Here is a 20,225-nt window from a genome sequence, read left to right as displayed (position 1 = left end):
TTGATTAAGTAGAGCATAACAATTCAACGGGGATAAAACTTAAAAATATTAGAAAGCAGGCACACCATGCACACAATAAAAAAATAGGCCAAACCTTCTCCTACATCACATCAGTATCACACACCGACCGCCCCATCCTAGGTATGGTCGCAGGCAATAACAAAACATTAATGATCGATGCCGGCAACTCGGAAGATCATGCGAACTATTTTATCCAAAAAACTTTAAAACACGAGAACGCCAAGCCCGATATGGTTGTCCTCACGCATTGGCATTGGGATCATATTTTTGGGCTATACGGTTTCAATTGCTTCTGCAAAAACCAGAAAGGAAATGGAGAAGCTTCTTCCGTTTTCTTGGTCAGATGAGGCGATTGATGAGCGGTGAGGGAAGGAACGTATTTTAAGAACCTTGGTAGAGGTTGGTCTCCACCAAGGTTTTTTAATAACCTCATTTAAAGGCATCACGGTGCCGTACCATAGGAAGAAGGAAAACAGAAAGTTGTAAGGAATCTCCAACAACACATGTTGACATATCGTTATTTATCGATATAATGGTTTGTATGGAGCCAATAGAAGTTTTCAAAGCCTTATCCAATGAATCAAGATTGCAAATTTTACAATGGCTAAAGGAACCTGATCGTCATTTTACACCCCATGAAGGGATTGATATGAATACTACAGGGGTATGTGTTAGTCAAATAACAGATAAATTGAAAATGACGCAATCAACAGCATCTCAATACCTTTCAATTTTACTACGAGCTGGATTAATTACGACAGAGCGTATAGGTAAATACACGTATTATAAAAGAGATGAAAATGCCATAAAAAAAATTGCTAAGATTCTAGAAAAAAATATTTAATAAATGAACTGAATTCATACATCAGAATTCAGTTTCATTTATTAAATACAAATCGACTTATCGTAATATGTTTTTTTGTCCATACATATTAACAATTCTAGATATGTAAATGTATTATATATAGGGAGTGATCTACATTGTCAAACACTGTAAAGATTTACATTTTAGCTATTGTAAGTTTTTTAGTTGGTACATCAGAGTATATTATCTCTGGTATTTTGGATAATATTTCTGAATCATTAGGGATTACGATAGCTGCAGCTGGCCAGTTAATTACGATTTTTTCTCTTGTGTATGCCATCTTCACCCCAGTATTAATGGCTTTAACATCGGGAATGAATAAACGCAAGTTAATGTTATTTTCACTTAGCGTTTTTATTCTAGGTAATATTCTTGCATTCGTCCTCCCTGGGTATCAATTATTTATTGTGTCAAGAATTATTATGGCTCTTGGGGCGGGGATGGTCGTAGTTACTGCATTAACAATTGCTGAAAAAATTGCACCAAAAGGTAAGCAAGGTACCGCTATTGCTACAGTAGTAATGGGATTTACAGCATCATTGATCATTGGAGTCCCACTGGGCAGAATGACTAGTGAATTCTTCGGTTGGAAAGCTGTATTTGGAGGAATAGCCTTACTCGGATTATTAGCTATGGTGATAATTTCTCTTACGATTCCAAAAATCCAAGGGGATAAACCTGTACCTTTAATTCAACAACTTGCTCTTTTTAAAAAACCAAAAGTAGTGTTAGGATTAGCCATCACCTTTTTCTGGCTCGGTGGTTATTCAATTGCCTATACCTACCTATCCCCTTACCTTTTAAACATATCAGGTGTAAGCAGCAAATTGCTGAGTGGAGTTCTTCTCATATTCGGGATTGCTAGTCTAGTTGGGTCAAAGTTTGGTGGATTTAGTACCGATCGATGGGGTGTGAATTTTACTCTGATTAGTGGAATGACATTACATGTCATCATGCTCATATTGCTCTCACTAGTTACGCATTCTTATGTTGGAGTATTGCTCATTTTAATACTATGGTCATTTGCTGCATGGTCTTCTGGCCCGACTCAACAATATCACTTAGCTAAAATGGAGCCAGAGTCATCAGGTATACTATTAGGTCTCAATCAGTCAATGATGCAATTGGCGATGGCTGCAGGTGCAGCTATTGGAGGTATCTTTGTAGAGAAAGTTTCTCTATCTTCCGTTACTTGGGTAGGGGCTTTAGGCGTTGCAATCGCAATCATTGTAACAATATTGGCTTCACGTGCTACTTCGAGTAATGAAATTCGATATACTTAATCATAAACAGCAGAACGTTGGGAAAAAACGTGATTCAATTTAAAATATGATGACAGAAAGTAGGAAACACCTATGCATTCAATTAAAAAAATAGGTCAGAGTTTTTGGTACATCACACCAGTATCACTCACCGACCGCCCTATCCTAGGCATGGTCGTAGGCAATAACAAAACATTAATGATCGATGCTGGTAACTCGGAAGATCATGCGAACTATTTCATCCAAAAGACCTTAAAACAAGAGAACGCCACGCCGGATATGGTTGTCCTTACGCATTGGCATTGGGATCATATTTTTGGTCTACCGGCGCTGCCTCATGCGGTTTCAATTGCTTCTGCAAAAACCAGAAAGGAAATGGAGAAGCTTGTTCCGTTTTCTTGGTCAGATGAGGCGATTGATCAGCGGGTGAGGGAAGGAACGGAGATTGAATTTTGCGCGAAGGCGATAAAAGAAGAATATAAGAATCATCGAGACATTCAGGTGGTTTTACCGGATGTGACGTTTGATCGTCGGATGGAGATTGATCTTGGCGGGGTCACTTGTGTTGTGCAGCATGTTGGGGGCGATCATGCTGCAGATTCAGTGATCGTGTATGTGAAAGAGGAAAAAATCCTGTTTCTTGGTGATTGCATTTATCCGAAAATGTATGCTGAAAAAGTACATTATACGGTAAAAGAAATCTTGCGTCTTTTAGATGAGTTAGATGCTTTTGATGCGGAGACATATATTCCATCGCACCAAAGACCGTGGACAAAAGAGGAGTTTTGTCAGGAAACAGACAAGCTTCGAATGATGGCGAAATACACTGATCTTTATGGTGGAGATCAGGAGAGAATCAAGAGTGAATATCAAACACATGTGAACAGAGAACTAAAAGAAGATGAGTTAGAGACGATCGCATATTTTGTAAATGGTTATGAAGGATTAGCAGAGGGATAAACCTCTGCTTTTTTTATTTTCATGGCTCGTCCTTTTCCCTGAGTTTATATCAAGTTTATATACAGGCGATATACTCGAACCGGTGAGAAAAGGAGGAGAACCATCAATGAAAGGATTCAGATCATTTATTGATAAAATGTCTACAAAAAAAGGAGCTTGGCTGACTGTTATCATTTGGCTTGTTTTCATGATCGGGTTGAGTGCTGGGCCTAAATTGGGCGATCATAAAGTGAGCAATTTTCAATCTTTACCTAGTGATGCTCAGTCCATCGTGACACAAAAGAAGTTAGATCAGTATTTCCCAAATGATAAAGGGACTCCGGGATTATATGTGTTCCATAACCCTAATGGAAAGCTGGCTATTCAAGATGTAAAAACGATCATTCAAGGAATCAAAGAGGCAAAGATTGAGGGGATTGAAGATATTGTCGATGTGTCCGCATTGCCTCCTCAAGCGTTATCCGCTTTTTTATCAGAAGATGAAACGACGATGATTGTGCCAATGAATTTGAAAGCAGGATTAGGCAATGCTGATTATGCAAAGATTAATGATGAGACAACGGATGTCGGTACAAACATAGCGAAAGGGCTAGATGCTGATTTTTATATTACGGGTCCAGCAGGTATAGCGGGGGATACGGTTAAGCTGTTTGAATCTGCCGACTTGAAACTGCTATTAGCTACTGTTGCAATCATTTTGGTTTTATTGATCGTCATTTACCGTTCTCCGTTATTAGCGATCATTCCATTGTTCGCAACGGTCATTGTCTATCAAGTGGTGAATCAAGTTGTGGCTTTACTTGGCGTGGGTGGACTTGAAATCAATAACTCAACCACCTCGATTATGAGCATTTTGTTATTTGCTGCTGTGATTGATTATTCATTGTTTGTTTTCTCGCGTTATCGTGAGGAGTTACAACATCATGAAAATCAATTTGAAGCGATGAAAGTGGCGATGCGTTCAACAGCCAAACCGGTCTTATTTGCAGGCGGTACAGTATTTGCGGCGATGATCATTTTATTTGTGGCGGATTTCCGTGATTATCAAAACTTTGCGCCAATCTTTGGTGCTGCGATGGTGGTCATTATGATGGCTTCTGTCACACTGATTCCAGCCTTGTTTGCATTATTTGGCCGCAAAGCATTTTGGCCGAAAGTACCCGCATATGGTGAAGCAAAAGAAGCAAAACATGGCATTTGGGGGCCTCTTGCCAAATTCGTGGTTCGAAAACCAGGATTAATTGGTGGTGCGGTCTTGCTATTTTTACTTGTGACAGGTGCGAATATTTTCAATTTACATTATGAATTTAACTCGGTGAAAAATTTCCCGAAGGATTTACCTTCTCGTGTTGCATTTGAAATCGTCGAGGAAAAATTTAATAAAGGTGATCTAGCCCAAACAACAGTACTTGTGACTGGTCAAAAGCTAACTCAGGAACATTTACAAGAAATCTCCGCCCAATTCTCAGAAAATGAAGAAATAGGATCGGCTCGTCCTTCGGGGGTAACCAAAGATGGAGAGCACGGCAAAATAACGATATCATTAAAAGTGAATCCATACAGTATAGAGGCCATTGAATTTTTAGGAGATTTCCGTACAGATCAAGCCATCTATCGATTATCAGATGGTCAAAAGGTACAGTTATCTTTTGCTGGCACAACAGCTAAATTAGTGGATGAGCAACAAGTGAATCAATCCGATATTAAAAAGATCGTATTACTGGAAACATTACTCATTCTGATCTTATTACTCGTTTTGACACGCTCCATGAAAATGTCGATTTATATGATGGCGACGATTTTAATCTCATTTGTATCTGCATTAGGTTTAGGTATTTTCTTAGTCGATGTGTTATTTGGATATGATGCGGTTTCAACTCGTGCCCCTGTGTATGCCTTTATCTTTCTCGTGGCATTAGGAATTGATTATAACATCATCCTTGTGAGCCGTTTCTTAGAAGAACGCCAAACGTTACACGTCAAAGCTGCATTAGAAGTAGCGATACGAAACACAGGCGGGGTGATTTCTTCAGCGGGGATCATTCTTGCTGCAACGTTTGCCGCATTAATGACCATGCCGATTACGGATTTATTTATCTTTGGATTTATTGTCGCTATTGGGATTATCATCGATACATTCTTCGTGCGAGGAATGTTGCTGCCGTCACTCATATTATTCTTTGAAAAAGACAAAGCTAAGGAAATAAAGGAGGAAGGATAATTGCATGTATTGGTTGTGGATGATGATGAAGCCATTTTGCAATTAGTGTCCATCCATTTAGAGCAGGCGGGATACCAAGTGACAAAAGCAAGCAATGCTGAGGCAGCGCTTGCTTTTTTGCAACAACAGTCATTTGATCTCATGATTATTGATGTGATGATGCCTGGGATGGATGGCTTTCAGCTGGCGAACATTGTGACGAAACAATATGAACTGCCTGTCATTATGCTGACAGCGAAAGGGCAGATTGAAGATAAGCAACAAGGATTTGAACAAGGGATTGATGATTATATCGTCAAACCATTTGAAACGAAAGAACTGCTATTTCGTGTAAATGCGATTTTACGACGATATCGTAAATCTATAGAAGCTATAACGACTGCGGGAAATGTTCAAATTGATACGAACCGTTGGGAATTAACGATTGCGAATCAGCAATATATCTGGCCCATGCGGGAATTAGAAATTCTGTATTATCTGCTGCAGCGGGCAAACCGCAATGTAAGCCGCTGGGATTTAATTGATGACATTTGGGGGGATACGTTAGATCAACCCGAATTCAAATTAAACACGCATATTAACCGCATACGAGAACGTTTAAAAAGGGCGGAAGCGACGATTGAAATTGTCACAATACGTGGTTTCGGCTATCAACTTGAGGTAAAAGAATGAAACTACAACAACGTTTTATGCTATATACGTGTTTGATTGTTTTGATTAGCATCTTCATTGGATTTATTTGTTCTAACTTGATTTACAATCATGTTGTCAAAGAGCAAATGAATGATCGATATTTAGCCATTGCCGAGCAGTTATCTAAACAAATCAAAGAACATGAAATTACCTTGCGGGCATCTTCTGATTTTTTGCAAACCATGAGCGATCTAGGGTACCAAATCGCTTTGGTTAAAGAAGATGGGGAGATGAAGATGTTTGGCGAACCATTTAAAACGAAAAAATGGAATGACCAAATGCACGCCTTATTTGAAGGCGGTAAAGCGTACAACGGGATCAAATCCTTTAAAAATCCATACTTAATCATGAGTCATTTCGCAAATGATATACAAAATACAGTGGGAACGAAAATAGAAATTGACGGGGAAGAATGGGGCTTATTTTTACGCCCGAATAATATCAGTTTCTTTACAGAGTTCCATTTGATTATTTTTGGATTTATCTTCGCCGTTTTTGTGAGCAGTATCATTGGCATTTTATTCATGTCTCGAAAGGTCACCCAATCTCTTTCAGAATTGACGAGTGCGACGCAAGAGATGGCAAACCATAATTTTCAGTATCCATTAATGATCAATCGAAAAGATGAAATTGGTCAGCTTGCTGATCGTTTTCGGATGATGCAGCAGAAGTTAGAGAATACCGATCAAGCAAGGAAGAAATTTGTGAATAACGTCTCGCACGATTTTCAGTCACCACTATTAAATATACGAGGGTATTCTGAATTACTAAATGAGGAGATTTCATCAAGCGAAGGGAAAAAATACAACCACATTATTCAAACAGAAGCAAAGCGATTATCTAACTTAACGAAACAACTTCTCATTTTAACCTCTATTGATCAAGGGACATATCCAACGAATAAACAAATCGTCAGAGTAGATGAGCAGCTTCATCAAGTGGTCCATTCGATGCTATGGCGAATAGAAGAGAAAGGTCTAGAAATTAAGTTGGATCTACAGCCTGTTTCGGTATATGCGGATCGGACCTTGTTGATCGATGTTTGGGAGAATTTAATTGGCAATGCCATTAAGTACAACAAAGAGTTTGGGGAAATCAGTATTCATTGTAATGAAAATGAATCGGAAGCGGTCGTGACAATTAGAGATACGGGGATTGGCATAGAACAACACACATTAGAAAAAATATTTGAACGCTTTTACCGGGTAGATCAGGCACGAAATAAAGAGGGAATGGGTCTTGGATTATCCATTGTGCAAGAAGTCCTGTCGTATCACAATGCTTCTATTGAAGTAGAAAGCAATGAAAAAGAAGGAACGACCTTTACGACGGTTTTTCCAAAGAAATAGTATTTGAGAAAAGTCTCGTTTGCGTGTGTCAAATGAGACTTTTCTTTTTAATGTTTATGGTAAACCTACACAGTCTTCTGCATCACGAACTGTGACAGACATTTGTTTTGCATTTACAATAATGACACAATCCCATGTGGGCTTTATTTGCAGTTCGTCATTCTCATCAATACGGATCATTCCTTTAAATTCAACCGTTTTTTCTAGAAAAACCATTTTCTTTTCTGTATCATCTTTGACTGCTGTTAAATGGTCAGGATAGTGAATCGTCCAATCAAAAAAAGCGGTTTTCTTCATAGTTCCTCCTATTTTCATTCGTACACATCTCCGAATACTTCTTTTGTTTGCCGGATTGTCAGTGATTTATTGGTTGGATCAATTGAAATGACACAATCCCAAGTAGGTTTGATTTGTAGCTCGTTGTTGTCATCCATCCAGATGATGCTATTTAGTTCAATAGATGGCTCTAAAATGACCATTTTCTTTTCATGATGATCGGTAATCGCTGTTAAGTCCGCTTGTAAATGGATGGTCCAGTCAAAAAAAGTGATTTTTTTCATTGTTTCTCCTCTCATCATCGCTTATATTTCCATTATAACTTGCGTGTTTCCTGATACAATTTTTTATCAAGTCTTCCATTACTAGAGAGGTAACTTACAGATGGACAAAATAACTAACCCATACGACACGTTCAAAACCAAAATATCGAAATATCCAATTGAACAAAATCATTGGCAAGCCTTCAAAGATGGAACAACGATTAAACAATTAAAAGCGGGTACATGCATAATCAAGGCTGGCGATCCAGTGAAGCATGCCTATTTCTGCATAATAGGTCTCTTCCGTCTCTTCTATTTGTTACCGGATGGAAGGGAGTACAACGTGGCTTTTACGTTGGAAGGTGATTTTGCTACTTCTTATGCAAGTATGATCAACGGGCAGCCTTCTCCTTATTCGATTGAAGCGATGGAGGATTCTATCGTGATTGAAATTCCGTATGATCTGCTTCAAATGTTGATGGACAGAAGTCATATGTGGGAGCGGTTTGTTCGGGTGAGTGTAGAAAGGCTGTATACGAGAAAGGAAGAGCGTGAGAGGGAACTGCTATATTTGCCAGCCATTGAGCGATATCAGGCGTTTTTATTGAAATATCCCGGGTTACATCAGCGTATCGCTCAATATCATATTGCCTCATATATGGGTATTTCTCCGGTTTCGCTGAGCAGGCTGCTGCATCCTGCTGAACATTAACCTATGTTAATGCACATTCTCTAGATCTGGCGTACAATCATCACATCATAGAAGAAACGAGGGGCATGATGATGAAATATATGATGGTTGTTTTATTAGAGTTCTATCCATCTTGGCTTGCTTTACCACGAGAGGAGCGCAGAACCCATGCGGCTTCGCTGCAAGAGTTGATGCAGAAATATGAGGAACATGTGACGGTGCGCTTTTTTGATGCTGAGGCTCTTCCAGGTAAGGATTACACAGATTTTGTGATGTGTGAAACAGATGACCTGAAGTTCTATCATTTTATGTGGGAAGAGATTAGAGATTCTATTCCTTACACAAGTGGTTATGTCAAAATTAAAGAGGTCATCATGGGAATGGAAGATGCTTTTCAAACATATGAAAAAGAATCTCTGAAAATGGATCAGTAATCGAAAACCACCTGCTATCAGGTGTTTTTTTGCACATTCTATCTTTTGGTATAATCAGGGGTAAGGGAAGAACGGATAAATTTTTGAACGGAATCGGAGGTACTTATGAAGCAGCTGTATATGAAGCAAAAGGTATTTAGTCTGAGCGGCAGGTTTACGGTAAAGGACCAACAGGAGAATGATGTATATGTGGTCGAAGGCAGCTTTATGAAGGTGCCAAAGACGTTTACCATTTTGAATACAGAACGAGAAGTCATCGCTGTAATCACGAAGAAAATGTTTAGCTTTTTACCAAAGTTTTTAGTAGAAGTCGGTGGACAAGAGGTATTGACGATCAAAAAAGAGTTTACATTCTTCAAAGCAAAATATTCAATTGATGCTGCTGGTATCGAAGTACAAGGGAACTGGTGGGATATGAATTTCCAAGTGCTGCAAAGCGGCGAAGTGATCGGTCAGGTAAAGAAGGAATGGTTTACTTGGGGGGATAGCTACAAGGTGGATATTTTGAAAGAAGAGATGGAGCCTGTGATGATTGCATTGGTTGTTGCGATTGATTGTGTGAAAGCGGATGAAGCGGCGTCTAGGTCTTCGTCGACGACGATGAATAATTAATTGGAGGGTTTAAAGTTGGACAATCTCACCCGCATTTTAAGATTAAGAGATGCAGAGATATGGGCGTATGAATTTCTCGATAATAAAGACATCATCGTCTATTTCTCGATTACAGATTTAAATAGAAAAGCAACGATTCATGATAACCCTCTGGCTACTCAAGAAGAACTGGATGAAAGAGATAATTACATATCAATGGATGTGCACAGCCATCTAGATCTCAAGAAAACGCTAGAAGAAGATATATTTGATGACTTTATCACCAATATCTCAGCTTTAGTAGAGCATATGCATGATTTTCACAATGCGCATGTTTTTATTCATATGCATGTTCATGACAAAATCGAATTGACAGATTTTCAGTTAGAAAAAGATGAAGAGATGCATGGCGATGAAAAAGAACAACTTTATACATTTAAACGTTTATGGATTCAGCAGGCATGTTTTCAATTGGTCGAACAACAATTAAATCGAAAAATCAAAGACATATCTAACAGTAGGTTTTGCCAAGATCTAAAGTGAGGTGAGCAAACGAATGACATTCCCATACAAAGTATTTCAAACAGTCGTCGAATGCGGCAGTTTTACAAAAGCCGGTGAGAAGCTTGGGCTGACGCAGTCTGGGGTGAGTCATAATATGGCGAAGCTTGAGTCAGAGCTTGGGATTGTGCTGCTTCATCGGAATCGAAACGGGCTGTCGCTGACAGATGCAGGTGAGCGATTGATGCCCCATATTCGCCAAATCATTCATCATGCGTCATTGCTTGAGCAGGAGGCGGCGTTGATTCAAGGGATGGAAGTGGGGGGTATCAAGATCGGCACGTTCTCTAGTTTTTCTTCAAAAATGCTTCCGCAGCTCATTCATCGTTTTACGAAAAGTTATCCCAATATCCAATTGGAATTATACGAAGGCGGCTATGAAGAGATTGAAGAGTGGATCGCGTCTGGCACAGTTGATCTTGGGTTTTTAACACAGCCATCTAGAGATTTGGAAACTGTTCCACTGTTTCAAGATGAATTGGTGGTGCTCATGCAAAAGGGTCATCGTTTTCATACAAAGAAGGTGATGGAAGTGGCTTCGTTCCAAGATGAACCATTTATTATGCCAAAAGCGGGCTGTGATCAACTCATTAAGAAAATATTGAAAGAAAGAGGCGTAAAACCCCATGTTTTATTTGAGATTGGGGACAACAATACGCTCATCTCTATGGTTCAGGAAGGCCTTGGGCTCACGATCATTCCGAAGTTGATGTTGCCGCCTCAGGTGCCTCATGCGAACGCAATTCCACTTGAGACCCGTGTTTATCGCGAAATCAATATGGCGTTTAAATCTTTTAACGCAGCCTCTCCCTCTACTAAAAGATGGATTGAAGCAGTCAAAGATCATTTTAAATAGATTCAGCTTGAACGAGAGTCTCTATTCAAGCTGATCAATTTATAGCGTGATCACCCCACGAATGGTAATAACCGCTGCACCTGCTACTTTAATGACCGGCTTTGCTTCATTCGGAATGACCGTGATACGAAGCAATCCTGGTCTGCCGATTGCATCACCTTGAGCAATGTGCAGATGAGTGGTTTCTTGCTGAGAAATGATCCCTTCCAAATACAGATATCCGGCCAATGCCCCGTTTGCTGCTCCCGTTACAGGATCTTCGGGTATACCAATGCCAGGTGCAAAATCCCTTGTATAAAGATCATAGTCCTTTGTGGATTGAAACGTATAAAGATGAGTCGTTGTGATATCCTGCTCTTTATTCATTTTTCCTAAAGCTGCTAAGTTTGGTGCTGCTTGATCAATGTCATGCTGGTGTTTCAGCGGAACCAGAAGATGCCAGTTTCCGGTGTTTGCTAATTTTATAGGATAGGATGGATCAATCCTGTCACTGCTTATACCGAGCATGTCACTAAGCTCTTCTACATCGATGATAAAATCTCGCGTCTTTGGCGTGACCTGTGTCATCTCCACATTCACAACTTTGCCATTCTCTTCGTGCCATACAACGGGAACATGGCCGATCTTTGTTTCTAACACCACCCCTGATTTTTCTTTAGCCATCCCTAGCTCCGTCGCTAAAAGCCAAGTCAACCCAACCGTCGCATGCCCGCAGAAATTGACCTCTTCCGTTGGAGTGAAATATTTCACTCGATAATCGGCTTTCTCATCATGTGCCGGCAGCAAGAAAACGGACTCGGGTAAGTTCAACTCCTTGGCGATATTCTGCATCTCATCCTCCGTTAACCATTCCCCATCCAACACCACTCCAGCGGCATTACCTCCAAATTTCTCAGTTGTAAACGCATCGACATGATACACCCTAATATCTTTCATCTGACGAATCCTCCTAAACATGTTGTTATGTTCATCATAAGTTTGTATGGTGCATTCGTAAAATGAATCTTTTTGATGTGATGTATTGGAATTGTTCATGTAATATCAAACAACTAGGCGCTAAGGGCGGGAAAGTCTACATACCATTACAGGAAAAAGATTGTCAGAGAGTGGTAAGACGGTAAAGACATTTAAGGGAAAAAATAATGATGGATCAAAAGGGAGGTACGAAGGAACCTGCTTTTTTGTAGTATGCTTGAACAAAACAAAAAGAAGGCGAGGGATTCAGCATAGCTTTAGGAGGATATATCAATATTGGATTGGTATTCTATGATGACATTCATTTAATAACCACTTTTCACAAACTGACTGACTATTTAACAAAAAAAGGAATGTCAATAACGAAAGTAAAGTTTAGTCAAGACGCTAATGGCGATGCATGGATCGAACATGATGTAAAAGAGAATAAAATCAAAAACAATTACTTGGAAGGTTTTTATACAGAATTTGAATTGGAGGGGACATGTCTAAAACATACAACCATGAACATACAAAAAGAAGCTGGTTTTGTTGGGTTCGTGCTGTGTTTAAATTGGACAGAGGTTTTTTCACATGATGTCGTTCGTATTCAACAGGAGATCGTACAGTGTCTTGTAGAACTTTATCATACTCTTCCGTTTGAGTATGCATTCATTGGTCATGAAATGGAAGTCGAGCTTCATCCAGATGATGTTGAAAAGAGTATGCAAGAACATCATGCTTTTCCAGTTGTTCTTATAGGTAAAGGGGATTATTTAGTCATTTTTTATGGTGATACTCTCATTGACGGGCTAACTACTCAAGAGAGAGGGAAGAAATATTTAAAGGTTAAAAGAGAACAGTAGAAAAGCCTCCTGAATGTATCAGGGGCTTTTTCCTTTCATCACCCATAATAATTATTCGCCTGAATAAAAAATTGGGATTGCATGTAGTTATACGTGATTTTCGAGAAGTCGAAGGGCTGTCCGTTTGTGAGATGGAAAACGGTCTCAACGCGGAGGGCAGGATCGTCTTGTTTAAGTCCGAGATGCTTCGCTTCAGTTTCGTTTAGTTTGCCAACTTGCAGGTACATGTCAGAAAAGCCCACTTTAAGACCAAGGCCTTCACTAATGAATTTAAATACAGAATCGGCTGCAATTTCTGTGTTGAGGTAAGGAATAATGGTTTTCCGGTAATAGGACTCTTCTAAACATAAAGTTTGTCCATTGATGTAACGAATGCGTTTAAGGTAGAAAACATCCTCATCTAGTTCAATGTTTAAATTCAGCGCAGCTTCTTCTGGCGGTTTGACGGTATCTAACGTGAGAACTTCTGATGTCAGTTGAAATTCCTCTAAATCTTTTTTAAACCCTTGGTTGGATAATAGGCTAATATAGCCTTTGCGCCTATGCCTTCTCACAAAGATGCCGCTGCCCCTCACCTGATAGACAATCCCTTTTCTTTCGAGTAAATCTAATGATTTGATAATTGTACTTTTGCTCACAGCAAATTGATTCATGAGCGTCTCAAGCACAGGGAGTTTGTCTCCTTGCTGCAGCTCATGTGTGACAATATATTTTTCAATATCGCTCGCAATTTGTTGATACTTTAACATAGCCATTCCTCTTTGTTTTCACGATTTATTGTCTTTGTATTATAGCACATCCCGATTTCTCTTTGATATGCAAACTCAAATTATATATGTATTGATAAATTGTACCGGTATAATTATAATGTACATATAATAGTAGTGATAAAGGGGGGGTTTATATGTCAAAAGTGAGGGATTATCAAAAGCTTGCAGAAGACATCTTAGAAGCAGTTGGCGGAGAAGAAAATGTGGTGAGTGCCGCAAGATGCGCCACGAGGCTGCGTTTGGTGCTGAAGCGTTCTAATCCAAAGGCAAAAGAAGCAGTCAACGCCATGCCTGGCGTCATTACAGTGGTGGAAAACGGTGGTCAGTTTCAGGTTGTGATCGGTCAGCATGTGGGTGAGGTATATGAGCATTTTTCCAACCTTGTTCAGCTCCAAACGTCGGATGATGACCAGTCGAATGAAAATAAAGGAACGATACTGAATCGGGTCATTGCGACCATGTCCGCTGTGTTTGCGCCATTTGTGTATATTTTAGCCGCAGCTGGTATTTTGCAAGGTGCACTTATCTTAATAAATTTGATATTTCCAAGCTTCTCGAAAACAGGCACTTATGAAGTGTTTAGCTTTATTTCTTGGGCACCGTTTACGTTCTTGCCCATTTTTATTGCGATAACTGCAGCCAAGCATTTCAAAACGAATATGTATATCGCGGTTGCTTGTACAGCAGCGCTTGTCAGTCCTTCTTGGACAGAGATTGCCGGACGTGTAGCATCAGGGGAAGGTGTGACCTTTTTAGGGATTGCGTTATCTGAAACGGTTTATACATCATCCGTCTTGCCACCGCTTTTCTTAGTATGGATTCTTTCTTATGTAGAAAAATTCTTAAACAAACGAATTCATGAGGTTGTCAAACCGCTATTTGTCCCATTTCTATGTATGGTCGTCATGGTTCCGTTAACCATTCTATTAATCGGTCCTCTTTCGACAGCAGGTGCAAATGGGATTGCAAACGGATACAATGTTTTAGCTGAAAATGTACCAGCTCTGGCAGGGGCCATTATCGGCGGTTTCTGGCAAGTACTCGTGATTTTCGGTGTTCACTGGGGCATCACGCCAATGGTACTTGCGAACTTTGAACAATATGGACGTGACTCCTTTCAGGCATATCAAACCATCGCTGTTATTGCTCAAGTCGGTGCGGTGCTGGGAGTTATTTTAAAAGCAAGAAATCGGGAAACACGGAAAGTTGGGGTTTCAGCTGGAATCACAGGACTCTTCGGTATTACGGAGCCTGCGATTTACGGTGTCACCTTACGTTTTAAAAAGCCGTTTATTTTCGGGTGTATTTCTGGAGCGGTCGGTGCCGTTGTAGCCAGCTTCTTTACGCCTTATTACTTTGCATATGCAGGGCTGCCTGGCCCGCTGACCATTGTGAACGGAATCAGTGCAGAATATCCAACGTCTATCATTGGTATTTTGATTGGTGTGGCCATTGCGCTCATTTTACCAGTTGTGCTTATTCAAATGTTCGGATATGGAGAAGATACAGTAGAACAGTCAGCTAGTGAAACACCTGTTAAAGATCAAGACGGAGAAACGCCAAATACTTCTATGAACAATGAAGAAATGATCACGGCTCCACTTACAGGAAAAGTGCTTCCGTTATCTGAAGTGCCAGATGCCGTATTTAGCTCTGGGGCGATGGGGAAAGGCTTTGCCATTCATCCGACCGATAACAAACTGTTTGCACCGTTTGACGGCAGTGTCGTCATGCTTGCACCAACAAAACATGCGATTGGTCTGCGTTCTGAATTTGGTGTAGAGTTACTTGTTCATGTAGGAATTGATACGGTCTCTCTAGATGGATCGGCATTTACACTCAATATCAAAGAAGGCGACAAGGTGAAAAAGGGTGACTTGTTGATGACATTTGATCAGGAAGCAATTGAAAGCAAAGGATTACAAACAATCACACCTGTTATCATTACCAATACCCAAGCATACGAAGATGTGATTGTAGAGAAACGTTCGACATGTCAGCCAACTGACGTCATGATGACAATTGTGAAATAGGAGGAATAGATAATGACTTTACCAAAAGATTTCTTATGGGGCGGGGCATTAGCCGCTCATCAATTCGAAGGTGGATGGAATACAGCTGGCAAAGGGCCGAGTGTTGTAGATGTGATGACAGCAGGTGCTCATGGTGTACCAAGACAGATCACGGAAACGATAGAAGAAGGAACTTTTTATCCAAACCATGAAGCCATTGATTTCTACCATCGTTACAAAGAAGATATCGCCATGTTTGCTGAAATGGGATTAAAATGCTTGAGAACATCGATCGGCTGGAGCCGAATTTTCCCTAAAGGGGATGAAGAAGAGCCGAATGAAGCAGGCTTACAGTTTTATGATGATGTGTTTGATGAGCTGATTAAACATGGAATCGAGCCTGTCATTACGTTGTCTCACTTTGAAATGCCCCTTCATTTGGCAAGAGAATACGGCGGATTCCGAAGCAGAAAAGTCGCTGAATATTTCGCGAAATTTGCGGAAGTATGCTTCAATCGTTACAAAGACAAGGTCACGTACTGGATGACATTTAATGAGATCAATAACAAAATGGACGTCAACAACCCGTTGTTCCTTTGGACAAATTCAGGGGTATCTGTCAAAGAAGGCGAAAATGCCAAAGAAGTCATGTATCAAGCGGGCCATCATGAATTGCTTGCAAGTGCATGGGCAGTGGCAAAAGGAAAAGAGATCAATCCGTCCTTTCAAATTGGAGCGATGGTGTCCCACGTGCCAATTTATCCATATTCCTCAAACCCAGAGGATGTCATGCTGGCAGAAGAATATATGAGACAGCGCTATTTCTTCCCAGATGTCCAAGTGCGTGGCTACTATCCAAGCTACGCGTTAAAAGAATTTGAGCGCGAAGGCTATCACCACATTCCATTTGAAGAAGGCGATGAAGAAAGTTTAAGAAAAGGAAAAGTAGATTACCTTGGCTTTAGCTACTACATGTCAACAACGGTCAAAAGCGATGCAGTATCTGATCACAACGGAGACATTGTCAATGGAGCACTGCCACATGGTGTAGAAAATCCGTATATCAAATCAAGCGACTGGGGCTGGTCCATTGATCCGACAGGCTTAAGATATACATTGAATCGTTTTTACGATCGCTATCAAATCCCGCTATTCATTGTGGAAAATGGCTTTGGTGCCATTGATCAAGTGGAAGAAGACGGCTCTATTCATGACCCAGAGCGAATTCAATATCTCGCTTCTCATATTCAAGCACTGAAAAAAGCGGTTGAATATGACGGTGTGGACCTCATCGGCTACACACCTTGGGGCATCATTGATATCGTGTCATTCACAACCGGTGAAATGAAAAAACGCTACGGCATGATTTATGTTGACCGCGATAACGAAGGTAATGGTTCAATGAATCGTCTTAAAAAAGATTCGTTTACTTGGTATCAAAACGTCATCGCAACGAATGGTGAAGAAGTGTAATAAAGAAATGACTGGCCCGGATGAGCGTGGGATTCGCTTGTTCGGGTTTTTGAGTTGTTTCACTAAAATGGTGCATATATCCTTTTGTTAACAAACGAGAAGACTTATAATTTATTGAGAGTGATATTTGATAATGAAAAATATAGTGAATAGATGGAATAGGGGAGATCGTAAATGACAAAATGGTGGATGATTCGTGCAGGTGACCAAAATGAGTTAATTCCTATCTGGGAAAAGAATGGAATTGCATCGATAGGGTGGCCTAAATTAGGTAATCCAAAGCAATATCGAACTAAACAAGAGATGATTGAGCGGGCTGATTTAGTATTTCCTGAGAACAAACCTTTTACGAGAAAGAGCTGGGTCAGTCAGGTATGGAGATTTAGTAATGAAATTAAAAAGGGTGATCGAATCATTACTTACATAAAAGAAAGTCGTGAGTATCGAGTAGGGACAGTAATTGCTCCTCATTTTTTTGATGAAGCAGCCGGGGATAAGATGTATCCAAATCATATTCAAGTGAATTGGGAACCGATAGCAGTGAAACGAGATTCTCTTAGCCAATCAGCGAAAAACAGTCTCGGTTCTATATCAACGGTTTTTCGTGTAGACGAATGGGGAAAAGAGATTGAACATTTACTCAAAAACCCTACTTCGATTCCAGCACAAGTAGATGAAACAGAAGAAGATGAAATTATTGAGGATTTAGTTAGCAAAGCAACTGTTATGATTGTAGATAAAGTAGATAAATTGGATCCTTGGCAGATGCAAGATTTAGTAGGGGGGCTACTACAAGCAATGTCATACAATGTCCGTGTGAGTCCAAAAGGTCCTGACGGTGGTGTGGATGTATTAGCGTATAAAGATGCATTTGGATTTGAAAAGCCCATGATCAAAGTGCAAGTAAAACACCGGGAATCCTCAGCCACTTCTCCAGAGGTACAACAATTATTAGGGGCGAATCCAATGAATGCTAACAGTTTATTCGTTTCAACTGGTGGATTCACCTCTAATGCCAAAGCTGTTGCTAAACATAATGAGGTTCATCTAGTGGACTTAGAAGAGCTCGTAAATCTTATTGTACATTGGTATGAATATATGCCAGCTGATGCAAGAGCCCTGTTACCTCTAAAAAAAGTGTATGTACCTGAGTGATTTTTATTTCCTTTTTTCTATTAAGTGATAGATAGGATCTATCGCACTTTGTTAAATTTTGAAGTCCACTAGAGCTTTACTGTAAACCATTTGGAGCGATGGCCAAAGTTAAACGTAAGGTCTTCATGTGAACCCGAAAATCAAAGATTATAAATAATCATGAAAGTCTAGCTATACAGAGCTTAAGTGTAAATTCTAGCTATTTATATACATAAATTGAACTGATTTGTAATTATTTTTGTAAATAGAGAGTTCATTCCATTTTTTATGTCATTTAGCCTATTTTTCCGTTTTGGAGGTCACGGTAAAATAGACTTTATGATCAATAATGGAGGGAGTGGTTTAATCTGGGCAAGATACTTGATGCAAAAGCACTAACCAGTGCCATGGATACAAGGGCAAAACACTATCAGGAACTCCGCGAACAAATGATAGATTTAAAAAAGGCACTTCAAGGTGTTGCCAATCTCGGTGACGACTTCACTGGAAAAGGTGCCGATAACATTAAAAGCTTCTACAAAGAACTCGCCGGAAATGTGGACATGTTTATTAGCTTCATTGATAAACAAAAGGCCTTTCATGAAGGTGTTTCTGGGACACTCGATGATACAAATTTTGGCGGCGACACCTTTGTAGAAGAACACTTTTTAGACAACGCTGTACATATGGGAATCAAGAATGCCAAAAGCATCGTGAAGGATCAAAAAAAGGCACTCAAAACGATTTTTCAAGATATTGATGACCTCATTTCTCTGGAGGTATTTGATAGTAAAACCTTTGACGAAAAGATTGCAGATGCGGAAGATGAACGGAAGAAAACGGTTAAAGATTTAATAGAACTTGATCAAAATCTAAAAGATGAATATGCTTTGTCAGAGACTGAGGAGAAGGCTACAATGGCATTGTACGCAGAAATGATGAATGCCACAAATGACGGAAAATCCATTTCGCCTATGAATTTTGACAAGAAAGTGTATCAAAATAGCGAAATCTACAAGGCAAAAAGCGATATTGAGAAGCAAACTTCTGAATATCTAAAAATCAAAAAAGATCAAGAAGAAGCCCGCAAGATCGCAAAGGAACAAGAAGCACTAGCCAACCGTCCGTGGTATGAAAAAGCCCTTGATTACGGTGGGAATATCGTCAATGAGCTGACAGGCGTGAACGATGCAAAACGTGCCGCAACAGGTGTCGATCCGATCACAGGAGAAGAACTCACCGCAGGCCAGCGAGTCGCCGCAGGCGGCATGGCAGCAGCAGGCTACATCCCGATTGTCGGCTGGGCAGGACGCATTTTTAAAGGCGGTAAAGCCGTTTATAAAACGACTCAAGCCACATCAGCCGCAGTCAGAGCAGTGGACATTTACAAGACATCACAAAAGTCTTTTGATGCGTTGAAAACATCACAAAAAGGCTTATATGGCCTCACCGCAACAAACGGCTTCAGCGAAGCGATTACGGGTCGAGATATGTTTGGAAATAAAGTCTCGAAAGAACAACAGGAAGCGAGTATGAATGCGGCACTGGGGATGCTTTTGCCGTTTGGGGCGAAAGGGTTTCATGGGAAGATGGGGATTAAAGGAGATAAAATTGAACATCCGGTAATAGATAGTAAAAGGGTCGGGAGTGCATTGAAAAAGCCAGATGGTCAACATGGTTTCAATGATATAATTGACAATTACACACCATTGGCTAAAGAGTTTGATTTGGTCGGTGGTGATAAAACAAAGGTTAAGCTGTATCAAATAGAGGGTGGTATGAAATACTATAGCTATAAGGATGTTTATAATAAAGATTTGCGAATAATTGAAAGAGTGTTTTCGGTTAAAGATCAAAATGGTATTTTTGAGTGGATTGTCGATCCAAATAAGGGAGTTACTCATAGAAGGTTTATTCCAGAAGGTGAAATTACAGGATTGCCTAATCAAAATCCTAAGAGATAGGAATGAAGA

20 protein-coding genes and 1 pseudogene are annotated in these 20,225 nt (G+C 40.0%); 17 read left to right on the top strand and 4 right to left on the bottom strand.

What is annotated here, in order from left to right:
• Nucleotides 1-47: 47 nt before the first annotated feature.
• From M2353_RS19215 to M2353_RS19185, 7 genes and pseudogenes are all read left to right on the top strand, one after another.
• A pseudogene (locus tag M2353_RS19215) lies at nt 48-384 on the top strand (MBL fold metallo-hydrolase); the annotation flags it as partial.
• Between the two features lie 178 nt (nt 385-562).
• Nucleotides 563-865 (top strand): ArsR/SmtB family transcription factor, encoded by a 303-nt coding sequence (locus M2353_RS19210; protein ID WP_045034889.1) that lies wholly within the window; start codon nt 563-565, stop codon nt 863-865.
• Between the two features lie 137 nt (nt 866-1,002).
• On the top strand, nt 1,003-2,169 hold the full coding sequence (locus M2353_RS19205) for an MFS transporter (RefSeq protein WP_284725930.1): 1,167 nt from the start codon (nt 1,003-1,005) through the stop codon (nt 2,167-2,169).
• A gap of 72 nt (nt 2,170-2,241) precedes the next feature.
• Complete coding sequence (locus M2353_RS19200) at nt 2,242-3,108, top strand: MBL fold metallo-hydrolase (RefSeq protein WP_284725929.1); 867 nt, start codon at nt 2,242-2,244, stop codon at nt 3,106-3,108.
• A gap of 106 nt (nt 3,109-3,214) precedes the next feature.
• The gene (locus M2353_RS19195; RefSeq protein WP_284725928.1) at nt 3,215-5,329 is read left to right on the top strand and encodes an MMPL family transporter; all 2,115 of its coding nucleotides are present in this window, start codon (nt 3,215-3,217) and stop codon (nt 5,327-5,329) included.
• Nucleotides 5,330-6,001, top strand: coding sequence for a response regulator transcription factor (locus tag M2353_RS19190; RefSeq protein WP_284725927.1), 672 nt, complete (start codon nt 5,330-5,332; stop codon nt 5,999-6,001).
• Nucleotides 5,998-7,371, top strand: a complete 1,374-nt coding sequence (locus tag M2353_RS19185) for a sensor histidine kinase (protein ID WP_284725926.1) — start codon at nt 5,998-6,000, stop codon at nt 7,369-7,371. Before M2353_RS19190 ends, M2353_RS19185 begins: the two co-directional genes overlap by 4 nt.
• 54 nt (nt 7,372-7,425) lie before the next feature.
• On the opposite strand, the gene M2353_RS19180 is transcribed toward M2353_RS19185, so the two are convergent.
• Together M2353_RS19180 and M2353_RS19175 are read right to left on the bottom strand one after the other, a co-directional pair.
• Nucleotides 7,426-7,668, bottom strand: coding sequence for a hypothetical protein (locus M2353_RS19180; protein WP_284725925.1), 243 nt, complete (start codon nt 7,666-7,668; stop codon nt 7,426-7,428).
• A gap of 14 nt (nt 7,669-7,682) precedes the next feature.
• The gene (locus M2353_RS19175; protein WP_035704162.1) at nt 7,683-7,931 is read right to left on the bottom strand and encodes a hypothetical protein; all 249 of its coding nucleotides are present in this window, start codon (nt 7,929-7,931) and stop codon (nt 7,683-7,685) included.
• A gap of 100 nt (nt 7,932-8,031) precedes the next feature.
• Between M2353_RS19175 and M2353_RS19170 the strand changes: the two genes are divergently transcribed.
• The 5 genes from M2353_RS19170 to M2353_RS19150 all read left to right on the top strand — a co-directional run bounded on the left by M2353_RS19170 (nt 8,032) and on the right by M2353_RS19150 (nt 11,043).
• Nucleotides 8,032-8,622, top strand: a complete 591-nt coding sequence (locus M2353_RS19170) for a Crp/Fnr family transcriptional regulator (protein WP_284725924.1) — start codon at nt 8,032-8,034, stop codon at nt 8,620-8,622.
• Between the two features lie 71 nt (nt 8,623-8,693).
• The gene (locus M2353_RS19165; protein WP_008347446.1) at nt 8,694-9,035 is read left to right on the top strand and encodes a darcynin family protein; all 342 of its coding nucleotides are present in this window, start codon (nt 8,694-8,696) and stop codon (nt 9,033-9,035) included.
• 105 nt (nt 9,036-9,140) lie between these two features.
• A complete protein-coding gene (locus tag M2353_RS19160; RefSeq protein WP_025208303.1) occupies nt 9,141-9,647 on the top strand; it encodes an LURP-one-related/scramblase family protein in 507 nt (168 codons plus the stop codon).
• A gap of 15 nt (nt 9,648-9,662) precedes the next feature.
• Nucleotides 9,663-10,169, top strand: coding sequence for a hypothetical protein (locus tag M2353_RS19155; RefSeq protein WP_256688875.1), 507 nt, complete (start codon nt 9,663-9,665; stop codon nt 10,167-10,169).
• A gap of 13 nt (nt 10,170-10,182) precedes the next feature.
• Nucleotides 10,183-11,043: a LysR family transcriptional regulator gene (locus tag M2353_RS19150; protein ID WP_284725923.1), complete on the top strand. Its 861-nt coding sequence runs from the start codon at nt 10,183-10,185 to the stop codon at nt 11,041-11,043.
• 39 nt (nt 11,044-11,082) lie between these two features.
• Here M2353_RS19150 and M2353_RS19145 read toward each other — a convergent pair whose 3' ends face one another.
• Nucleotides 11,083-11,979 (bottom strand): PhzF family phenazine biosynthesis protein, encoded by an 897-nt coding sequence (locus M2353_RS19145; RefSeq protein WP_284725922.1) that lies wholly within the window; start codon nt 11,977-11,979, stop codon nt 11,083-11,085.
• A gap of 320 nt (nt 11,980-12,299) precedes the next feature.
• Here M2353_RS19145 and M2353_RS19140 point away from each other — a divergent pair, with 320 nt between their 5' ends.
• A complete protein-coding gene (locus M2353_RS19140; RefSeq protein ID WP_284725921.1) occupies nt 12,300-12,863 on the top strand; it encodes an Imm64 family immunity protein in 564 nt (187 codons plus the stop codon).
• A 38-nt stretch (nt 12,864-12,901) separates the two neighbouring features.
• On the opposite strand, the gene M2353_RS19135 is transcribed toward M2353_RS19140, so the two are convergent.
• Entirely contained in the window at nt 12,902-13,612 is a 711-nt protein-coding gene (locus M2353_RS19135) for a GntR family transcriptional regulator (protein WP_052321090.1), read from the bottom strand.
• A 155-nt stretch (nt 13,613-13,767) separates the two neighbouring features.
• On the opposite strand from M2353_RS19135, the gene M2353_RS19130 reads away from it, so the two are divergent.
• The 4 genes from M2353_RS19130 to M2353_RS19115 all read left to right on the top strand — a co-directional run bounded on the left by M2353_RS19130 (nt 13,768) and on the right by M2353_RS19115 (nt 20,216).
• On the top strand, nt 13,768-15,666 hold the full coding sequence (locus M2353_RS19130) for a beta-glucoside-specific PTS transporter subunit IIABC (RefSeq protein WP_284725920.1): 1,899 nt from the start codon (nt 13,768-13,770) through the stop codon (nt 15,664-15,666).
• Nucleotides 15,667-15,675: 9 nt separating this feature from the next.
• The gene (gene bglA, locus M2353_RS19125; protein ID WP_284726021.1) at nt 15,676-17,118 is read left to right on the top strand and encodes a 6-phospho-beta-glucosidase BglA; all 1,443 of its coding nucleotides are present in this window, start codon (nt 15,676-15,678) and stop codon (nt 17,116-17,118) included.
• Between the two features lie 174 nt (nt 17,119-17,292).
• Nucleotides 17,293-18,273 carry a restriction endonuclease gene (locus M2353_RS19120; RefSeq protein WP_159160099.1) on the top strand — a complete coding sequence of 327 codons (981 nt, stop codon included), beginning with the start codon at nt 17,293-17,295 and terminating at the stop codon, nt 18,271-18,273.
• 386 nt (nt 18,274-18,659) lie between these two features.
• Nucleotides 18,660-20,216, top strand: coding sequence for a ribonuclease YeeF family protein (locus M2353_RS19115; RefSeq protein ID WP_425332880.1), 1,557 nt, complete (start codon nt 18,660-18,662; stop codon nt 20,214-20,216).
• Nucleotides 20,217-20,225: the final 9 nt, after the last annotated feature.

The sequence above is a fragment of the Bacillus aerius genome, from assembly GCF_029894105.1.
GTDB classification, from domain to species: Bacteria; Bacillota; Bacilli; order Bacillales; family Bacillaceae; genus Bacillus; species Bacillus altitudinis.
The sequence above is the reverse complement of the archived record's forward strand: the minus strand, read 5'-3'. Positions and strand labels throughout refer to the sequence as shown.